13 protein-coding genes are annotated in these 18,696 nt (G+C 41.0%); 2 read left to right on the top strand and 11 right to left on the bottom strand.

The features are described 5' to 3' along the window. Positions 1-75: 75 nt before the first annotated feature. From GBI66_RS04280 to GBI66_RS04305, 6 genes are all read right to left on the bottom strand, one after another. Positions 76-1,503 (bottom strand): formylglycine-generating enzyme family protein, encoded by a 1,428-nt coding sequence (locus tag GBI66_RS04280; protein ID WP_151715270.1) that lies wholly within the window; start codon positions 1,501-1,503, stop codon positions 76-78. 324 nt (positions 1,504-1,827) lie between these two features. Next, the gene (locus GBI66_RS04285) at positions 1,828-4,467 is read right to left on the bottom strand and encodes a bifunctional aconitate hydratase 2/2-methylisocitrate dehydratase (protein ID WP_005187778.1); all 2,640 of its coding nucleotides are present in this window, start codon (positions 4,465-4,467) and stop codon (positions 1,828-1,830) included. Between the two features lie 259 nt (positions 4,468-4,726). Next, on the bottom strand, positions 4,727-5,086 hold the full coding sequence (locus GBI66_RS04290) for a hypothetical protein (RefSeq protein ID WP_151715339.1): 360 nt from the start codon (positions 5,084-5,086) through the stop codon (positions 4,727-4,729). 102 nt (positions 5,087-5,188) lie between these two features. Next, on the bottom strand, positions 5,189-5,671 hold the full coding sequence (locus tag GBI66_RS04295) for a DUF4124 domain-containing protein (RefSeq protein ID WP_151715271.1): 483 nt from the start codon (positions 5,669-5,671) through the stop codon (positions 5,189-5,191). 257 nt (positions 5,672-5,928) lie between these two features. Continuing rightward, entirely contained in the window at positions 5,929-10,434 is a 4,506-nt protein-coding gene (locus GBI66_RS04300) for a translocation/assembly module TamB domain-containing protein (protein ID WP_151715272.1), read from the bottom strand. A gap of 51 nt (positions 10,435-10,485) precedes the next feature. Next, on the bottom strand, positions 10,486-13,200 hold the full coding sequence (locus GBI66_RS04305) for an autotransporter assembly complex family protein (protein WP_151715273.1): 2,715 nt from the start codon (positions 13,198-13,200) through the stop codon (positions 10,486-10,488). Positions 13,201-13,362: 162 nt separating this feature from the next. On the opposite strand from GBI66_RS04305, the gene GBI66_RS04310 reads away from it, so the two are divergent. Next, the gene (locus GBI66_RS04310; RefSeq protein WP_151715274.1) at positions 13,363-14,682 is read left to right on the top strand and encodes an MFS transporter; all 1,320 of its coding nucleotides are present in this window, start codon (positions 13,363-13,365) and stop codon (positions 14,680-14,682) included. A 3-nt stretch (positions 14,683-14,685) separates the two neighbouring features. After that, a complete protein-coding gene (gene coq7, locus GBI66_RS04315) occupies positions 14,686-15,321 on the top strand; it encodes a 2-polyprenyl-3-methyl-6-methoxy-1,4-benzoquinone monooxygenase (protein ID WP_005313273.1) in 636 nt (211 codons plus the stop codon). Positions 15,322-15,380: 59 nt separating this feature from the next. Here the strand turns inward: coq7 and GBI66_RS04320 are convergent, their stop codons facing one another. The 5 genes from GBI66_RS04320 to GBI66_RS04340 form a co-directional block, all read right to left on the bottom strand. After that, complete coding sequence (locus GBI66_RS04320; protein ID WP_151715275.1) at positions 15,381-15,845, bottom strand: hypothetical protein; 465 nt, start codon at positions 15,843-15,845, stop codon at positions 15,381-15,383. Between the two features lie 141 nt (positions 15,846-15,986). Beyond that, positions 15,987-16,538: a DUF2799 domain-containing protein gene (locus tag GBI66_RS04325; protein WP_004806464.1), complete on the bottom strand. Its 552-nt coding sequence runs from the start codon at positions 16,536-16,538 to the stop codon at positions 15,987-15,989. 40 nt (positions 16,539-16,578) lie between these two features. Next, a complete protein-coding gene (locus tag GBI66_RS04330) occupies positions 16,579-17,013 on the bottom strand; it encodes a 2-amino-4-hydroxy-6-hydroxymethyldihydropteridine diphosphokinase (protein WP_151715276.1) in 435 nt (144 codons plus the stop codon). After that, a complete protein-coding gene (folB, locus tag GBI66_RS04335; RefSeq protein ID WP_151715277.1) occupies positions 16,970-17,350 on the bottom strand; it encodes a dihydroneopterin aldolase in 381 nt (126 codons plus the stop codon). Before folB ends, GBI66_RS04330 begins: the two co-directional genes overlap by 44 nt. Before the next feature lie 26 nt (positions 17,351-17,376). Next, complete coding sequence (locus tag GBI66_RS04340) at positions 17,377-18,675, bottom strand: AarF/ABC1/UbiB kinase family protein (RefSeq protein ID WP_004806458.1); 1,299 nt, start codon at positions 18,673-18,675, stop codon at positions 17,377-17,379. Positions 18,676-18,696 lie beyond the last annotated feature (21 nt).

An 18,696-nucleotide genomic window follows, 5' to 3' on the forward strand; every position in this document is an offset into this window, starting at 1 on the left:
TTTTTAGATAAATCAAAATATTAAGTCAATAAAACAACTTATTAGATTTTCTAAACATTCAGTTTTTCTACTCGCTCAAATTTCCCGAACTACACGGAAACCCCACATAGTTGAACGTGCCTGAGACGAATAATAGGCATTGCGATAAGCAGTACGGACATTATGGACATTATAAATCCATGCGCCGCCACGCAATACGGGGAAGTTACACAGACCATTATTTTCAGCGCCCCACCGTACTGCTGTTGCAGGCGCACCTTGATAATTGGCATGCCAACAATCATCTACCCATTCACGGGCATTGGCGAGCACGTCATACAGTCCAAAGGCATTTGGTAAAAATGAGCCTACAGGTGCAGTATATGCATAACCATCGTTACAGTTAAATGCTCGCCATGTCGCTGTATTGGTTTCCGTGCTTGTCGTACTTACATCTAGAACATTGGCATATTTGCAGGCTTGATCACGCTCAGGGTCATTGCCCCAATAAAATGCAGTAGATGTCCCTGCACGTGCTGCATATTCCCATTCAGCCTCAGTCGGTAAACGGTAGGTTTTTCCTGTTTTTTCAGACAGCCATGCCGCAAAAGCCTGACCATCTTCACGGCGTACACAAACGACTGGATCTTGGGCAGTCTGTGCAAATCCTGGATTACTCGGGTTTAAGTCCTTGCGGTACCACATATTATATTCGCCGTCACGTACTTCCCAACTACGACAACCCTGCACTTCCCAGCCTGTTTCTTTCTGGAATTGCTGAAATTGACCAACAGTGGTTTCATACGATGCCATGGCAAATGGTTTCGTGACATTGACTTGATGCTGAGGCAATTCATAAGGTCTTGCCTGTGCAGGCACGCCTTCTCTTTCCTGCTCTTCCAATGTGCCACCCATTTGATAGCTTCCTGCGGGGATTACTGTCATCTCTGGGCAAAAGCCATCCGAACAGTCTTTAAATTTAAATGCCGCAACGCTGTTTGCATTAACCTCTACATTGGTTAAACGTGCAGGCTGAATTGATACATTCATTTGTGGCGGCTTATTGAGCTGTTTCGTTAATAAATCAATGGTTCCCTGCCATTCGTTCAGCATTTCACGTAGCATTGCTGGACGCTCCATACTCACACCCGTGCCATCATAATCAGGTGCATTGCAACGTTCACGGATAAAAGTGGCCTCTGAACCAAACTGAGTGAGTTTAGGTAACATGCGCTGATCAATAAAAGCGGCTAAATTGTTTTGTTGGGTAGTTAATGTTGCTCTCAAATCTTGCATAGCCGCTAATGCTTTATTATTTTGTTCTATCGCATCTCGGTATACCACATCACATTGATCATTTTTCCAAACAAGGCTCTGACTTAAGGCGGTTAAGGCCATTGTTGTGGTTTGCAATTTTATTTCAGAATTCATTTTCTTCTTATCATCGTCATTACAAGCTGCCAATAGGCATCCTGCAAGAACAAGAGTTGCTGCTTTAACATATGCTTTGGGTAAAGTCCCCATCTTCTAGCTCCTTTTTATATGATTGAATAAAACCCTTTATATTTAAGTTATAGAACAGCAGACACTGCCCTTGTGCATAAACACAAAAGTTTATTGTTCATGGAATAATTAAAATTTATGGATGTTTTAATTAGCATAAAAAAGAAGCAAACTTGAGATTACCCAAGAAAAAATACAGATTAAAGTTATTCTGAAAAGTAAATCTTCATTTTTAATACATTGATTTTGCCTAAATTGTTAAGTCACATCTGGCATAACAATCAGATACAGCATCAAAAAAATAAGGGCTGATTACTCAGCCCTTATTTTTAGCTCACTAACAGATTAGGTCAATTGAGCAGCTTGGATTTTCTTGGTATCAACTTGATCAGCTTCTTTTGTATATTCGCTCATCTTGTCGAAGTTCAAGTATTTGTAGATGTCAGCAGAAGCGCTGTCGATTTGCGACGCGTACTGTTGATATTCTTCTGGGCTTGGTAATTTACCAAGAACCGCAGCTACAGATGCAAGCTCAGCAGATGCCAAGTAAACGTTTGCACCTTGACCTAAACGGTTCGGGAAGTTACGTGTAGAAGTCGATACACATGTTGTATTCGGTGCTACACGTGCTTGGTTACCCATACACAATGAACAGCCTGGCATCTCTGTACGTGCACCAGCACGGCCATAGATGTTATACAAGCCCTCTTCCATCAATTGATGCTCGTCCATACGAGTTGGTGGAGCCAACCATAAACGAGTAGACAATGAACCACCAGGTACTTTGTCTAGTAACTGACCCGCTGCACGGAAGTGACCGATGTTGGTCATACAAGAACCGATGAATACTTCATCAATCTTGTCACCTTGAACGTCAGAAAGAAGTTTCGCGTCATCTGGATCGTTCGGGCAGCAAAGAATTGGTTCTTTGATGTCAGCAAGATCGATTTCGTAAACTTTTAAGTATTCAGCATCAGCATCAGCTTTTAACAGGCTTGGGTTGTCTAACCACTTCTGCATGTTTTCAGCACGACGCGCCATAGTACGCGCATCGCCATAACCTTCTGCGATCATCCACTTCAACATGGTGATGTTAGAACGTAAGTATTCAGCAACTTTCTCTTCAGAAAGTGTGATTGAACAGCCAGCAGCAGAACGCTCAGCAGATGCGTCAGAAAGTTCGAATGCTTGTTCAACAGTCAAGTCATTTTCCATTTCTGATAAATCGATCTCAAGGATACGACCAGAGAAGATGTTTTTCTTACCTTTCTTCTCTACAGTTAAGTCACCCGCTTGAATCGCGTAGTAAGGAATTGCATGTACAAGGTCACGTAAAGTGATACCAGGCTGCATTTTACCTTTGAACTTAACAAGTACAGATTCAGGCATATCCAGTGGCATAACGCCAGTCGCAGCTGCGAATGCAACAAGACCAGAACCCGCTGGGAATGAAATACCGATTGGGAAACGTGTATGTGAGTCACCACCAGTACCAACAGTATCTGGAAGTAACATACGGTTTAACCAAGAGTGGATAATACCGTCACCTGGACGCAAAGATACACCACCACGGTTCATGATGAAGTCAGGTAATGTATGGTGAGTTGTTACGTCAACTGGTTTTGGATACGCAGCAGTGTGACAGAAAGACTGCATCACTAAGTCAGCTGAGAAGCCCAAGCACGCCAAGTCTTTTAACTCATCACGCGTCATAGGACCTGTTGTATCTTGAGAACCAACAGTGGTCATCTTAGGTTCACAGTAAGTACCCGGACGGATACCTTGGCCTTCAGCTAAACCACATGCACGACCAACCATCTTCTGAGCTTGTGTGAAGCCTTTACCAGTGTCAGCAGGTTGTACAGGTGTACGGAACAATGTAGAAGGTGCAAGACCTAATTCTTCACGTGCTTTAGTTGTCAAACCACGACCGATGATCAAGTTAATACGACCACCAGCACGTACTTCGTCTAAAAGTACAGGTGTTTTAAGCTCAGCTTCTGCAATTTGTGCACCATCTTTGAATGCAGTTACTTTTGCAGCAGCGTGATCAATTTTCAATACAACTTCGTCGCCCATGTTCATGTTGGCAACGTCGATTTCTACAGGTAATGCACCTGCATCTTCCATTGTGTTGAAGAAAATTGGTGCAATCTTAGAACCTAAGCACACACCACCATCTTTTTTGTTTGGAATGTGTGGAAGTTCGTCACCGAAGAACCAAAGTACAGAGTTAGTTGCAGATTTACGAGAAGAACCCGTACCAACAACATCACCTACGTAAGCAACTTGGTTGCCTTTCGCGATCAATTCTTTGATTTGGTTTAATGGACCAACTTCACCTGGTTTTTCAGGGTTGATGCCATCACGCTCGTTTTTCAACATTGCGTTTGCGTGTAATGGGATGTCTGGACGGCTCCAAGCGTCTTGAGCTGGAGACAAATCATCCGTATTGGTCTCACCTGTTACTTTGAACACAGTGATTTTGATTTCTTCTGGAACGTCAGCACGGCTTGTGAACCATTCTGCATCAGCCCAAGATTGTAATACTGCTTTAGCAGCAGCATTGCCTGCTTTTGCTTTGTCAGCTACGTCATGGAACGCATCAAATACAAGCAGTGTTTTCTTTAACGCTTCAGCAGCTAATTCAGCAAGCTCAGCATTGTCTAGAAGTTCAACAAGTGGTGCTACGTTATAACCACCAAGCATTGTACCTAGTAAGTAAACTGCACGTTCTTTAGATACGAGTGGAGAGGTTGCTTCGCCTTTTGCAACGGCAGCTAAGAAAGCAGCTTTTACATATGCAGCTTGGTCAACACCTGCTGGAACACGATTTTCTAGTAAATCTACTAAATAAGCTTCTTCACCTGCTGGTGGATTTTTTAATAAGGCTACGAGTTCAGCAGTTTGAGCATCATCAAGCGGCTTCGGTGGGACTCCGAGTGCGGCACGTTCTTCAACGTGTTGGCGGTAAGCTTCTAGCACAGTGTTATTCCTCTTTTTTAAAAAATTACTTGTAAGTTCCAGCTTGCTACAAGCTTTACAAGTAATGTGGACAGCAAAATTTTACTAGACTTCGCGTTAAATGTTAATGCAACTACCGTATTTCTACGTGATGCCCATTATTTTATAGCGAAATGTTCATCCCTTGGAAATACCGCTTTGGTCTTAGGCTAAAGTCTAATAAAACAATAAATTACACTCATAAAAAAAGACAAACGGTGTTGTCTTTTTTATATACACATTAAAAAAGTTTATAGTTTGGCAGCTTATCATGTGGGGTAACCAAGCATTCTTCCATAAACTGTTTCTTTAAATTTTCACGTAATGCTTCTGGATCTTTTTTCAATTGATCCGCAGGAATTGCATAAACCGTATCCAAAATTTTAGAGATAAATTTACGTGTGGTTTCGTCTTCAATCTTTGCCGCATATTCCGTTGCTTGTTTTTGCTCAATTCCATTTTGACGATCTAATGTGATCGAACGTGCTGCATTACCCACACTAACGCAATAGCCATGCCATTGTTCTTCAGGGGTTAACGGCTTTTTCTCAGCACAACCAGCCAAAACTAAACCTATTGCAATAAACAAAACTTTTTTCATCATCATACTGCGGCTAATTTGATGCACACATCATACTGAAACTTGTTGATTTTGCAAAAGGAAGCCTTTAAAACAGTGCTTTCCGTAATAAAAACATACAAATCATTTGCTACAGCGTATGTTATTGCCTAACTTTTGACATTTTCCTCCATTGGTAGAGAGGTATGTCGTACCTGCGACTAGATTATAGGACTTGCCTTTCATATCCCAACATCTGACTCCATTACAGTTTTTCACAGCGATAAGCACGTCACTTGCTACAGTGAGGTTGCTTGTGGCTTTTGTGGGCGCAGTTACAGGCTTAACTGTTGTTTCGGTAGTCGTCGTGACCGTTGTGATTTTTGCTTCTTTCGGTGCAGTTACAGTTTGTACATTTGCCTGTTGGGCTACTGCGGTATTGCTATTCTTTTTGACAGGATCGAGCTGTGGTTCTTGTCTTTGTACAGGTTGGGGTGTTGCTGAATAAGTGGTAACGCCTTTGGCATCGACCCACTTATAATATTCCTTGGCATTGACTTGGAGTGTCAAACTGAGTAGCACGAAGCCAAGCACTGCCCAAAGCTGACCAAAAGTGACAGATTTCATTTATTTTCTCCAAAAAATGTCATAAAATCATTAATTCTCAATAACTTATATTAATTTTATCACAATTCTTATTTTCTAAAACCATCCATTATAAAATCTGTTTAAAATCACCTCAGTCCATTAACACATCCACTCTCATTAATTTTTATGTGAATGGTTTTTTTGGAGCTTCAGGCAGTGTTACATCCCTAAAAAAAGAGGAACTATTTCATCGAAATAATTCCTCTTTCTGATTCTAAACCCAATTTAAAACAGGGTTAGAAACGCCAGTTGTAGAATACGTCAATCGCACGTTCTAAAGACTGACTTGCTTCCAGATATAAACGACGGTTCATCTGATAACGCAAGGTCAATTTATTCACTGGGGTAAATACACCAATACCATAACGAATAAACAGATCTGGCGTGATATAGCCTGTCAGACTCACCTGCGTATCATCACCTGTACCCTGTGCATCCAATGCCAAACCACTCAAACCAAAAGTACGACCAATCTGATTGGTCAAGGCTCGTGTACCACCCAAGCCCATACTAATACCTGCAGCAGCAATGGTATTATTGACGTCAGATTTAAAGCCCTCTGTATTACTTAAACCCGTATTACCTTCATTGATACGTCCAGTAAGTAATGCGTTCAGTGCTTCTTGTTCAGACAAGCCTGCATCGTTATAAATTTGGATATTCGGCACGGTGGCTGTACCTGTGACACGGACCCCAACCATACTGCCTTGAACTGGTTTATTGGCATCAATATCAAGTGTCGGGTTCGCCAATGGTCCGTTGAAACGCGCAATCGCACGATTCAAATCAAGACTTTGACCATAAGCCTCGATCTTCACTTTTTGACTGACACCAATCGCACCATTGGCACGCATTGCTGTTTCTAAACCGCGTTGAGATAGATGTAAGCGGCCAACCAATGGAATGGTACTTTCGAAGCCTTGGAAGATCACTTGATTACCTAAGGTTACCGTCATATCTGCACGGATATCCCACGGTTTAGCTGCTTTTAATGTTGCAAGCAGGTCTTGTCCTTGTTGAACCACACGTACATCTGGTGACAGATTCACAACCGTAGCGGAGCTTTCCGGCATTGAAATACGCGCACGCGGAACATCAATCTTACCTTTTAAGCTTAGACGCTGATTAAATGGATAAACATCCAACGTCAGGTCAGGTTCCACAATTGCCGTGATCATTGGTGCTTGACGAACCAATAAGTTATCGCCTTTCAAAGTCAGATTTAAATGTGGATCATTCTGCCAGTCAAAATTACCTTTTAAGCGCCCTACACCTTGTCCACTATTGAAAGCACCATCAATACTTGCAGACTGTTGTCGTATAGATGAATACAGCTGAATATTACTGAGATTGACAGGCAAGGAGATCATTGAAATTGCACCGTTTTTCAAGCGCATCTCACCTGCAAATTGTGGTTGTGTCAACGTCCCATCCATTTTACCTGCCAAAGCCAAAGTCCCTGACATTGAGCGTACATCTTTAATAAATGGCTTAAAGACTTTTAGTTGTACATCATCAAACGCCACCTCACCGCGCATTGGCATATTGGCTTGGAATGGATTGATAATGACATTGGCATAACCTGTCCCAATATCTGGTGTTTTCACATCCACACGTAATAATAAACCTTCGTTGATGCTTTTCGCGATAAGGCTTAGCTCGTCATAGGTGACCGTCGTTGCTGGGTCTTGTGGATCATCTGCAGCCAATCCAATCTCACCTTTACGTGTCACCAAACGCGCATCTATTTTTGGATGACTGCCTTTTGCCCATGACGCTTTAGCATAACCATTCAGTTGACCTGTCACAGCCAAGCCTTCAGGCATAAATGCAGTAAAATCTTTTAAATCCAGATTTTTGGTAATAAAGGAGAAACTACCTTTTTCTTTGCTGATACGTGCAGGTTGATCCAAACATAATTGGCTATTTGCACTCTGCCAACAATGTTGGCCTACATATAGCTCAGTCTGTGCAGTTGAATAAATAATTGGCGCATTTTGATTTTGTACCAAATTAATATTACGAGACTTAAAATTGCCTTTTTGAACTTGTCCTAACCAATCATTTTTTGGGTTAAAACCACCCGCAAGTTGTACATAAAAGTTAGATTGACGGTTTTTACTTTCTACTTTTAACACATGTGCTTTACGTGTTCCCGCCAAATTCACAGTTGCATGTTCAATTTCACGATTGCCATTACGCAGTTGATCTAATGTTGCGGTAAGTTGTGTTGGTGTCGTTTCAGAGGTCGGTAATTCACCTTGTACCCGCAATGAACGGATACTGACGAGATCATTAAATGCGAAATTATCGACCATCATATTCGCCGTCGCTTTTAAGCGCGGTTTCGACTGTACATTTAGGCTTCCGTAAGCACGACCGCGTAAGCCTGGATAAAGTTCATATAGTGCAGGAGCATTCAATTTAATCTGTAAATTTTGCGCATTACCTGTTGCTTGCAACTGGTTTTGTGCATAAGCAAAGAATAGATTATTGGCTTCAAATTGTTGTGGTAAGAACCCTTCTTGATTTGAATCCAGCAACAAGCTTAAATTTCCACGGCCTCGAATTGGCTTATTATTGATAAAACCTGCTGCATTAAGCTCACGAATATCAATACGTTTCAGCTTATCTGACCATACACCTTGCGATTTAACTCGTCCTGAGACTTCACCTTTGACACTGGAAACAAAATACTGTGGCTTAAAACGCACCAAAGAAGCATCAATATCCCAACCAAGTTTATCTTTGAGATTGACCGCACCGGTTGCATAGATTTTTCCAGCAACACCATCATGATTTAACTCATTAATCTTAATGTAATCAGGTGTCCCCGCAACCTTGATTTTTAATACGCCATTACCTTGGTTGAGTGCATTTAAAGAACCATCATAATTGACTGCGAAACTCTTAAATCCACCACCTGCTTTTTCATCATTAAACATCAATGCAGCAGTACTTTTACCTTTTAGGGCAATCGTTTCAGTTTTATTTTCTTGTGGCAATTGCCCTGTTAAATCAATCTGCTCAAGCTGAATAATTTGTTGATTTGGTTTGGCAAAGCCTGTGGCCTTGATTTCCCCATTCAATAAATTTACAGGCGCTGCCGCAGCTACGGTTTGCGGATTGAAATCCTGTGCTTTAAGCTGTGCTTGCCACGAAAGTTGTTGCTTTTCGGTCGGTAGCTTAACTTTGGCCTGTCCAGACAAACTGCCTTTTCCCGCCTCATAACGGAAGCTTTCCACATCTAATAGATCGCCTTTTACATCTAAACGCGCATCATATTTTCCTGTTGGTAATAACGCTTGTTCATGAGGACGAATCGTTGTTGTGAGATAGATATCTTGCTGACCTTCTTTTAAGGTCAGATTGGTATGACCTTCTTCACTGCTGAGCCAACCAATATACGGCATGGCACGGTCAATCCCTTTCCAAGAGACATCTAATAGCATCGGTTGTGCTTTATTGTCTTTCTCTTCTGCTTGATTTAGCTTAACCGCCCAAGTTTCAAATTTATCAAACGCAAGTTGTGCATTCAGCACCAAGCCTTTTTCCATTGAACCTGTTGAGCTCAAGCTCGCATCCAAATTCGGTGGTAAGAAATCTTGTGCAATTTGCGGCACATTCTTATCTTTTGGATCAAGGCGATCTAAGCGACCTTTTACGTCCCAAGAAACATGGTCATGCCAATTGACAAAACCTAGTAGACTCACTGCACCACCCATCAATTGACCATTAAATTCGCGAATATTTAATTGATGGGTTAAATCGGTATCCATCTGTGCTGTGTATTGCCCCTCTGGAACTTGCTCGCCTTTTAGGTCTGTATCCAAAGTTAAAATCAGTTTTTGGATATCGCCATTAAATTTCGCAATACCGTCCTTAGCAAATAGCTTTTGATCTTTCAATAAAGGTAAGTGATAGTTTTTAAAGAACAGCTCACCATTCATCGGCACATGTTCACGTACAGGATGCACAATTGCCCAACCTGTCAGTAAGTCTGGGGTACGTGTTGCAACCCCTACTTTTAAGGTATCTAAAGAACCTCGGGCCGCAACTTTAATAACATCAATATCTAGGCTTTTGAGTGATGGAATGATCAGATCGGCAGTCGCATTGAGTGGATATTTACCACTAAAATCCATTTCTCCTGTTGCCTTGTTTACTGCCAAAAATTCCATCTTCATGCGTGAATCTTTGAACTTTAATTTGGTTTCTGACCATAAAGCATCTTTTAGATAAATATCGCTGAAATCAACTTTAGATGTGGTGGTTTGCAGTTGCAAATGGTCTAGACTGGCTTCATCGACTCGCAATACAAAAGGAAGTTTGATTGGATCAAACCCGAACGGCTTACCTGATGGCGGTTTCTTATCAAGAATTTTTAGATTACGTACATCAGCATGACTAAGATGCACTTCTTTTTTGAGAATTGCTCTCCAACCTAAAGACACGTCGGCGCGGTCTAAGGAAACATCAATTCCTTCCAATCGTACCAACACATTTTTTAAGATAATGCCTGAGATCAGATTACCACTTTCATATTCGTATTTAATGGTTTTCTGGCTTTGAAGTACACGGTCTAATAGAAAACGACTACCTTTGTCAGTTGACATCATCACAGCAAGAGAACTGACCAACAATAAAAGAATGATCAGTACAATCAGCAGAATATTTCGTAAAATACGCCGCTGCTGTCTTGGTTCAGTTGGAGGGGTAAGTTGCTGTTCTACTTCCGTCATAATCAACCCGAGATTGTTTTGCCCTTATAAAGTAAAGGGCTCAATAAAGTTTTAAAGCTGTGGACCAATAAAGAAATGCAAACGAATTGGATTGTTATCATTCGAAATACCAGATGCGATATCTAATCGAATTGGTCCAATTGGTGATCTCCAGCGGATACCTACACCCACGCTATATTCTGTTGGGTTGCTAAATTGTTTGTCATAGGCATTACCGAAGTCCGAAAACACTGCAGCACGCCAGCCATCTTTAAACTGATAATTATATTCTAATGAGCCAACCCCTAAGGCTTGACCACCTAATTTATAGCCATTTTCTTCAGGTGATAAACTCTTATAGTCGAAACCACGTAAAGACTGATCTCCACCGGTAAAGAAACGCAAGTTATAAGGGACTTTATTAAAGTCATCGGTAAAAATATAGCTTGCATCACCACGACCAACAAATTGATGATTGTCGTTTTCGCCCAATGAATAGATAAAGCGCCAACCTGCACTGACAATTGCCATATTGGCATCTGAGAGTAAAGATTCTGTACCCAATTCAACTTTATAAGTTTGTTTAAAACCTCGGGTTGGATTTAAGCGTGTATTGGCATTGGTTTTAGATGCTTCATAACCTAACAGCAATGATTCCTGCTCAGAGTCAATACCAGAGACTTTAAAGGCATCTGGAAGCTCATTGATATCCACATCACCTTTTTTGGTTAAACGATCTAGACGATAACGCAAGCCAAAGGTATGTTGCCAATCCCCCAATGGGTTTTTAATAACGCGTTCACCACCCAAAACCGCTGATTCAACCAATAGATTGATATCTGGACCAATATCATCACGGGTTTCCCGCTCATAACCACCCACAAGGTTAAAGTAGTCATTCAATGGGTGTTTATAAGGAATACTATAACGGCCATCAATCGATTGGCGAATTTCTGAAACCTCAACGTTGGCATCGAAAGAATGCCCATATTTATTCACAATGGCACGACGATACTGAGTACGAATACGTGCCCCTGTATCGGTTCCATAACCGATACCTGTTTCTAAACTATTAAGACGATCAGCATTGAGTGTCACCACCACAGGAATTTTTCTTTCGATCCGTGTTTGTTCTTCAAGCTTTTGACGTTCTTCGTCGTCATCGTCATGTACAGACGGCATCGGCATTGAACGAGCCAAAGCAGGTTGTGCAGCTTCAGCACCCGAGAACTGTGATTCATCAACCACATCCTGCGTCACCTCTTGTGCTGAAGTAATTTTGGCACGCGCAAGATCCGCTTTCTGTTGGCTACTCATCAATTGTGATTCTTGCACACGTTGCTGATCAACCAAGGCTTGTAAGTCGGGCGGTAAATCAAGGGGTGGCTGAATGGCATCCGGCTTGATCGTATCCACCAAGGTATAGTTAAAATAACGCGAGTTGGTTAAGTTATTCGCCAATGCATTGACACGCCAGAAGGCATAATCATCACCTTCTTTCCATGGTGCCAAACTATCTAAAACCTTCTGAGTAAGTGGCAACGGCTTGCTCGGATCACTCATCCGATATTCAACTTGCTTTAATTTATAACGCTCACCTGTTTCATAATTTAAATTAATCTCGGCCGTTTTTTCAGGCTGACTAATTTTGACATCATGCAAGCGCCAAAATGCATCAAAATAACCATTGTCTGAAGCCACCGTGGTGATTTTAGTTTTGGTTGCTTCATATGAACCATGATTAAAAATATCGCCTACATCTTGTTCTGGAATTAAGCGAATGACTTGGAACTGTGGTGTATTTGCACCTGCACCAGTGAATTCAATATTTTGTTCTTTAATTTTAACGGGTTCATTTGGAACCACAATCACCTTAACTTTGCTGTCGCTCTCTTTTACAAAAGTATAAGTTGCATTGTAATAACCGACCGCTTGTGCTGCCTGATTAGTGAGTGCACGAAGTTGTGGTAAAGCGACATTAAATTCCTCAAATGATTCTTGAGTAAAACTTGAGAGCTTTGCCTTAATATTGAGGGCAAGAATAGGCGGTGCACCGCTCACATCCGCTGTAATACGTGGAATTTTATCGGTATTTAATAAGTTTTCTGGTCGGAAGCGATTTACAATTCGCTTAAAGAATCCAACTTTTTCCTGTGGTTGATCAGACTTAGGCTGCAAATCAGCTAATGTTTTACCTGTTTCATTGGCCTCAACCACAATTTTACTGTCTGCTTGAATCTCACCCATCAATTGGTCAATATTCAGCGGCGCTTGCTTGATTTCAGTCAGTTCCGTCTGTGATGCATCAGTGATGATTGGTTCTGGGTTTCTTGCCGTATTTTCGCGATATGCTTGTGCTTCATTTTTCGCATCTTCAGCAACACGGAAGATTTCATTTGCCATACCTTGATCCACAGGAATTACAGGCAAATTTTCTAAATTGTCATCCAATTGAATCGGTTTCAATTCGTTAATTTGGTTAGTGGATTGTTCTTGTTCTTTTAATGCTGCCAAACTGTCCTGTCCAGGCAATACCCCTTGATCGGTAAGGTTGATTGCTGGAACCGTCGGTGCTGCCGCTGCAACTGGCAATTCGACCGGTTGTTCCGTCTGTTCAACTGCCTGATTTTCAGGCACAGTTGAATTTTGTTCTTGAGCATAAACAACTGATATACAAGAACTAATTAAAAAACCACTACAAATAAGTTTAGGAAAACCCTGCATTTTAAAAATTAAATGCATAGAATGAACCAGTGTCGACTGTTTAAACTTCGTTTTAGATGGCATGTAAAACTCTAAATTTGTTTTTTAATTTATCGTTTTTGATGGGTGAAATAACTTCAAATCTTTGATTTTTCATCCAATCAGACATAGGTATCATACATGCATTTCATCACATTTTTACAGTTCGTCACATTTTTTTATAAATCACAATGAAGTGAACACACGATGAAACAAGACGAGCACTTAATGACTTCGCGTCGGTTCGCCCCGATGTTTTTCACTCAGTTCTTTGGCGCACTTAATGATAATGTTTATAAGCAAGCGTTGCTGTTAGTTATTACCTATGGCTGGATTCAACAACAAAGCGCCCCTGTCAGTACCCTCAATAATTTAGCTGCCTTATTATTTATTTTGCCCTACTTTTTCTTTTCAGCGACTGCTGGTCAAATTGCCGATAAATACGAACGCTCGCAACTAATTCGCTTCATTAAAATATTAGAAATCGTGATCATGTTGATTGGTACTGCTGGCTTCCTGCTCGGGAATTTGTGGTTACTGCTGTTCGCCTTATTTTTAATGGGTACTCACTCAACCTGTTTTGGGCCAATCAAATATGCCATTTTACCTGAGATTTTAAAGCCGCAAGAGTTGATGTCAGGCAACGCCTTGTTTCAGTCAGGTACATCGATTGCGATTTTACTGGGGATGATTTTAGGTGGTGCCGTGATTGCCACTTCTGAAGGTAACTTACTTTGGATTAGTATTACAGTCGTGGCAATTGCTTGCTTAGGCTATTTGTGTAGCCGCTTTATCTTGCCGCAGAAAGTCGCAGCACCTGATTTAAAAATTGATTGGAACTTTATTCGTACTAGTTTTCAAACCATCAAATATGCCAAAAGTATCCCTGTCGTATTTGTAATTTTGCTAGGCAACTCATGGTATTGGTTCTATGGTGCAACCTACCTAACCCAGATTCCGCAACTGACTCAACAAAACCTACATGCTTCGGAAAATGTGGTGAGCCTATTACTCACCTTTTTCTCGGTCGGTATTGGTGTCGGCTCCTTACTCTGTCGAAGAATTGGCGGTTCGGATATTAATATCAAGATGGTGCCTTATGGTGCAATTGGCTTAACTATTTTTGCGCTATATCTGGCAGCAAGTCTAGCCTTTGTACCTGAGCGTACGGGTGACTTACTCAGCTTAAAAGATATGTTTACGCTCGGTGCAGTCTATTATCATGTGATGTTGGCAGTGACTTTACTGGGCATTAGTGGTGGATTTTATATTGTGCCACTCTATGCCATGATGCAGGCCTATTCACCACGCTCACATCGAGCACGAGTTGTCGCAGCAAATAATATTTTAAATGCTGTATTTATGGTCTCTTCCGCAGTTTTCTCAATTTTAATCTTAAGCATTTTAAAAATTGATATTAAAATCTTATTTACCATTACCGCTGTTTTAAGTGCAATTTTTTCATTTTGGTTATTAAAACGCCTAAAACCTTTATTGGAAAATGCTCCCAATACTTTAGAGGATTAATCTATGCGTCATTACACAGGTCTCGATAAAGTAATTCATTCTTTTGATCAAGCCTTACGTAGTTTGGTACCAGGCGCGACCAGTGCTCAACGGACGAATCCCGCCAGCGATGAACCATCACAACTTTGTGTCAGTGATGCCCGTCATGTTGCAGGCTTGATGCGAGTTAATCATAGTGGTGAAGTCTGTGCTCAAGCGCTTTATCATGGTCAAGCACTCACTGCAAAATTACCGCATGTCCGTGAAGAAATGCAGCAAGCCGCGATTGAAGAACAAGACCATTTAGCTTGGTGTGAAGATCGCTTAAAAGAATTAGATAGCCACACCAGTGTATTAAATCCAATTTGGTACGGTCTTTCTTATGGTATGGGGGCAATCGCAGGAATTGCAGGCGACAAATACAGTTTGGGCTTTGTGGCAGAAACTGAACGTCAAGTTAGCCAACACTTACAGGAACACATTCAACAACTTCCTGCACATGATGAACGTTCACGTAAAATTTTAGTCCAGATGAATGAAGATGAATTGCATCATCGCGATACCGCCTTAGAAGCAGGTGGTGTGGACTTACCAGCACCTGTACGGATTACCATGACTGCCATTTCAAAACTCATGACTAAAACCAGTTATTATCTTTAAATTATCCAAGGGAATTATTGCGAGGTAATTCCCTTTTCTTTTAACTGACATAATCAAAATTAACGAAATACAATTTTGCCTTTATCAGTCGAATAACGGTCATTCCAAAAGCTCTGTGACTGCTTGTCCAAATCGGTAAAAATCGTGTAGTCGATTTTACCTTGTCTAAAACTTAGCTGATCATTCTTCTTTACTGCAATAACACGTGTGTCATTCACCCAAACCCGCTGCTGTTGATCAATTTTAATCAGAGCCAATGTTGAACCATCCGATCTCTCAGCAACCCACTGTGGTTGCTGTGTTGTTGCTGATGCACTCGGGCTTGATACCTCTACCGTCTGCTCGACAAATCCCGCCTTGCTATTTTCCTCTTTGCTTTTCGTTATATCACAGCCCTGTACTTCACTGACTTGGGTACAACCCGATTGTTCTAATTGTTGTCGATATTTGGCATCAATTGCATAGGCTGAGTTCATGCTGCCACAGAGGATAATCCCTACAGCAATAAGTAACTTGGCTTGCATAAATAATTCCTTCATTATTCGCTTGTTATCTATTTAAACATCCCTGTATACATGCGTATGTAACTCAAGTGTGTTTCGTCACAAACAAAAATCCATGGACGCAGCCATGGATTTTTTAAATCATTACGTAAGCATCAATGCTTAATACAAACCATGTTCGGCCTTAAAGCGTTCTAGATTTCGAACAGCTTGATGGTAACGTGACTGTACCCAGCTGCTATTGATACGCAAATCATATAAACGTTTTTGATAATCATCCCGTACTTTGCTTGAAAGATCCTTACGTTCTAGCTCTTTCAAATAACGGTTCATATCATTTTGAGAACGATCAAACTCTGAATCTGCTTGATAGTATTCATTGGCAACTTGATAGTAGCTGCGTAAGGATTCACGTTTTTCGATTGGACAAACACGAATATCGCCACGACCTTCGAGTGCTTCACTAAAGATAATTTCTGGTCGGCAATAATAGCCTAGACCTTTTTGATAGCCTTGTTCATAAAGCTTTTGATTGGGCACAATATTGGCTTTTTGACAGGAAGAATAGTATTTATCTAACCGTGATTCATGCCCATCGGAGCCATCTCTTTCGCCCACATTAAACCAATTTGCTGTTTTACATTGTTCGACACTCATGGCCGCACAACCCGAAAGTAAAACCGTTAAAGTCGATAAAATCAAAATAAGTTTCATAAAAAAATTCCTATTATTATAGTGTTACTTCATCAAAGTATTACATTGTAATGACAGGATACTGCATGTTTTGAAGATGAGCTAAATCCGCATGCTGCCATAAATCATATAAAGGAATTTTTACATCCAAAGCCAATGGTAACTTTTTTGGATTAAATTGCATATGATCTAAGGTTTCACCCCATGCGATGACATCAATATCCAAACTAATATGATGTGACGGGCGAACTCGACCTGATTGTGCTTCTAATTGTTTAAGGATTTCTGTCACTTCATCAACACAAAGCCGACTTTTTAATAGGCAGGCAGAATTCCAATAATCAGCCCCGATCCCATCTCGACACGGAATTTCATAAATTGGAGAAAATTCCACTGTGCCCAAACTTGAGAGCTGTTCATAAGCAAAAGTGAAATTTTGTTGTTGCTGGACATTACTCGCCAGTGCGAGCGCAAAAATTGTTTCTGTTGCGTTCAAGGCGAATTCCTACTGCATTGGCTTGTGCAATGATGGCGGGTTTGCGAATGGTGATACTGATCGATTCGATCGTGGGGAAAGTCGTAAATAGACATTCAAGTACCAATTGTGCGGCGTGCTCAATCAGTTTGGGTTTCGCCTCTTGTATGACTTGGGCTGCAAGCTCACAAAGCTGCGCATAGTTAAGCGTATCTTCTAGCTCATCCGAATGGGCAGCGTGAGATAGATCATTATGAATGGTGAGATCTAGCATTAAAGGTTGAATAATCTGGCGTTCCCAATTGAAACAGCCAACCACAGTATCAACCTTCAACCCTTCAATTATAATGGCATCCATAATGACCTAATGAACCGATAAATAAATTAATGCTTTAAAAACGAAGCAGGTTCAATATTGTGAACCATTTTTAAACGTTGGTCAGCATAAATATCGGTATATGGTGCGAGAACACGCATGAAACGATCAAAATATAGCATTTGCTTGAATAACAAGGCGAAGTCACGCGGGAATTTGATACCGTGACGCTCACCCACAGCCACCATATCCATCATGATGTCATTCAAATCTGCTGGATTGGAACTGAGAATTTCTTGTGGATCTGCCAATAACACACCACTAAATAAACGCTCTAAATCATCAGCCAAGACTTGAGTATCGATTTTCTGATGAGTCATGCCCATTTTCAGCATGTTTTCAGCCATTGCGTTGTAATTGGTATGCTGTAAAGCATCCATAAACGCCATACATGCTGTCCATACTTCAGGGTTTAGCTGCCCAACAATACCGAAATCAATAAAACCAATACGCCCATCTTCAAGCAGCATCAGATTGCCTGCATGTAAATCCGCATGGAAACTCTTACATAGCATTAAGCTGCCAAACCAAGTATTCATCGCAGTAATCAATACTTGCGTCGGGTCTTTGGCGTACTGTTTGACTACATCAAAGTCAGTCAATGACACACCATATAAACGCTGCATCGTGAGCACACGGCGAGTCGAAAACTGGTGATAAACTTTTGGCGCAGTTGCTGCTTGGTTACCAGACACATTCAAGTACTGAATGAAGTCATCTAGATTCTGAGCCTCTTCAATAAAATCAACTTCACGTACCATACGTGTTTTGATCTCATCTACAATTTCAGAAAGCGATGCAAACTTGATTTTTGGTACAGCTTTTTCTAAAAGTTTTGTCGCCCAATGCACTACATTTAAGTCGGTATATAAAATGGTTTCGACACCAGGTTTTTGAACTTTTAATACCACATCTTCGCCAGTGACTAATCGAGCGGCATGGACTTGTGCAATTGAGGCGGAAGCCAAAGGTTTTTCATCAATAAAACTGAAAATCTCATTGAGATTACGACCTTCAAACTCTTCTGCTAATACTTTTTGAATATAGCTAAATGGTAAGGTCGGGGTTTGATCTAAACAGCCTTGGAATTCCTGAACATATTCGCGGGGGAATAAAGACGGAGTACTGGCAATAAATTGCCCCAGTTTGATATAAGTCGAACCAAGCGACTCAAAGGTCTCACGCATAAGTTTGGCGTTGCTTGGTTTTTCAGTTGCATATTTCACACCTGCTTGTGCTGCAACCACCACTGTTTCACCAATACGTGCAACAGATCGTAATCCATCGAATAAAATATTTCTTTTCATAATCTTTCTTGCCTCACAGAT

It is taken from the genome of Acinetobacter sp. TUM15071 (genome assembly GCF_008980925.1).
GTDB classification, from domain to species: domain Bacteria; phylum Pseudomonadota; class Gammaproteobacteria; order Pseudomonadales; family Moraxellaceae; genus Acinetobacter; species Acinetobacter dispersus.

Coding starts and splice junctions, on each gene's coding strand:
- GBI66_RS04325 (WP_004806464.1), bottom strand. CDS start 16,538: ATGAAACTTATTTTGATTTTATCGACTTTAACGGTTTTACTTTCGGGT.
- coq7 (WP_005313273.1), top strand. CDS start 14,686: ATGCGTCATTACACAGGTCTCGATAAAGTAATTCATTCTTTTGATCAA.
- GBI66_RS04290 (WP_151715339.1), bottom strand. CDS start 5,086: ATGAAAAAAGTTTTGTTTATTGCAATAGGTTTAGTTTTGGCTGGTTGT.
- folB (WP_151715277.1), bottom strand. CDS start 17,350: ATGGATGCCATTATAATTGAAGGGTTGAAGGTTGATACTGTGGTTGGC.
- GBI66_RS04295 (WP_151715271.1), bottom strand. CDS start 5,671: ATGAAATCTGTCACTTTTGGTCAGCTTTGGGCAGTGCTTGGCTTCGTG.
- GBI66_RS04305 (WP_151715273.1), bottom strand. CDS start 13,200: ATGCCATCTAAAACGAAGTTTAAACAGTCGACACTGGTTCATTCTATG.
- GBI66_RS04280 (WP_151715270.1), bottom strand. CDS start 1,503: ATGGGGACTTTACCCAAAGCATATGTTAAAGCAGCAACTCTTGTTCTT.
- GBI66_RS04310 (WP_151715274.1), top strand. CDS start 13,363: ATGAAACAAGACGAGCACTTAATGACTTCGCGTCGGTTCGCCCCGATG.
- GBI66_RS04320 (WP_151715275.1), bottom strand. CDS start 15,845: ATGCAAGCCAAGTTACTTATTGCTGTAGGGATTATCCTCTGTGGCAGC.
- GBI66_RS04340 (WP_004806458.1), bottom strand. CDS start 18,675: ATGAAAAGAAATATTTTATTCGATGGATTACGATCTGTTGCACGTATT.
- GBI66_RS04300 (WP_151715272.1), bottom strand. CDS start 10,434: ATGACGGAAGTAGAACAGCAACTTACCCCTCCAACTGAACCAAGACAG.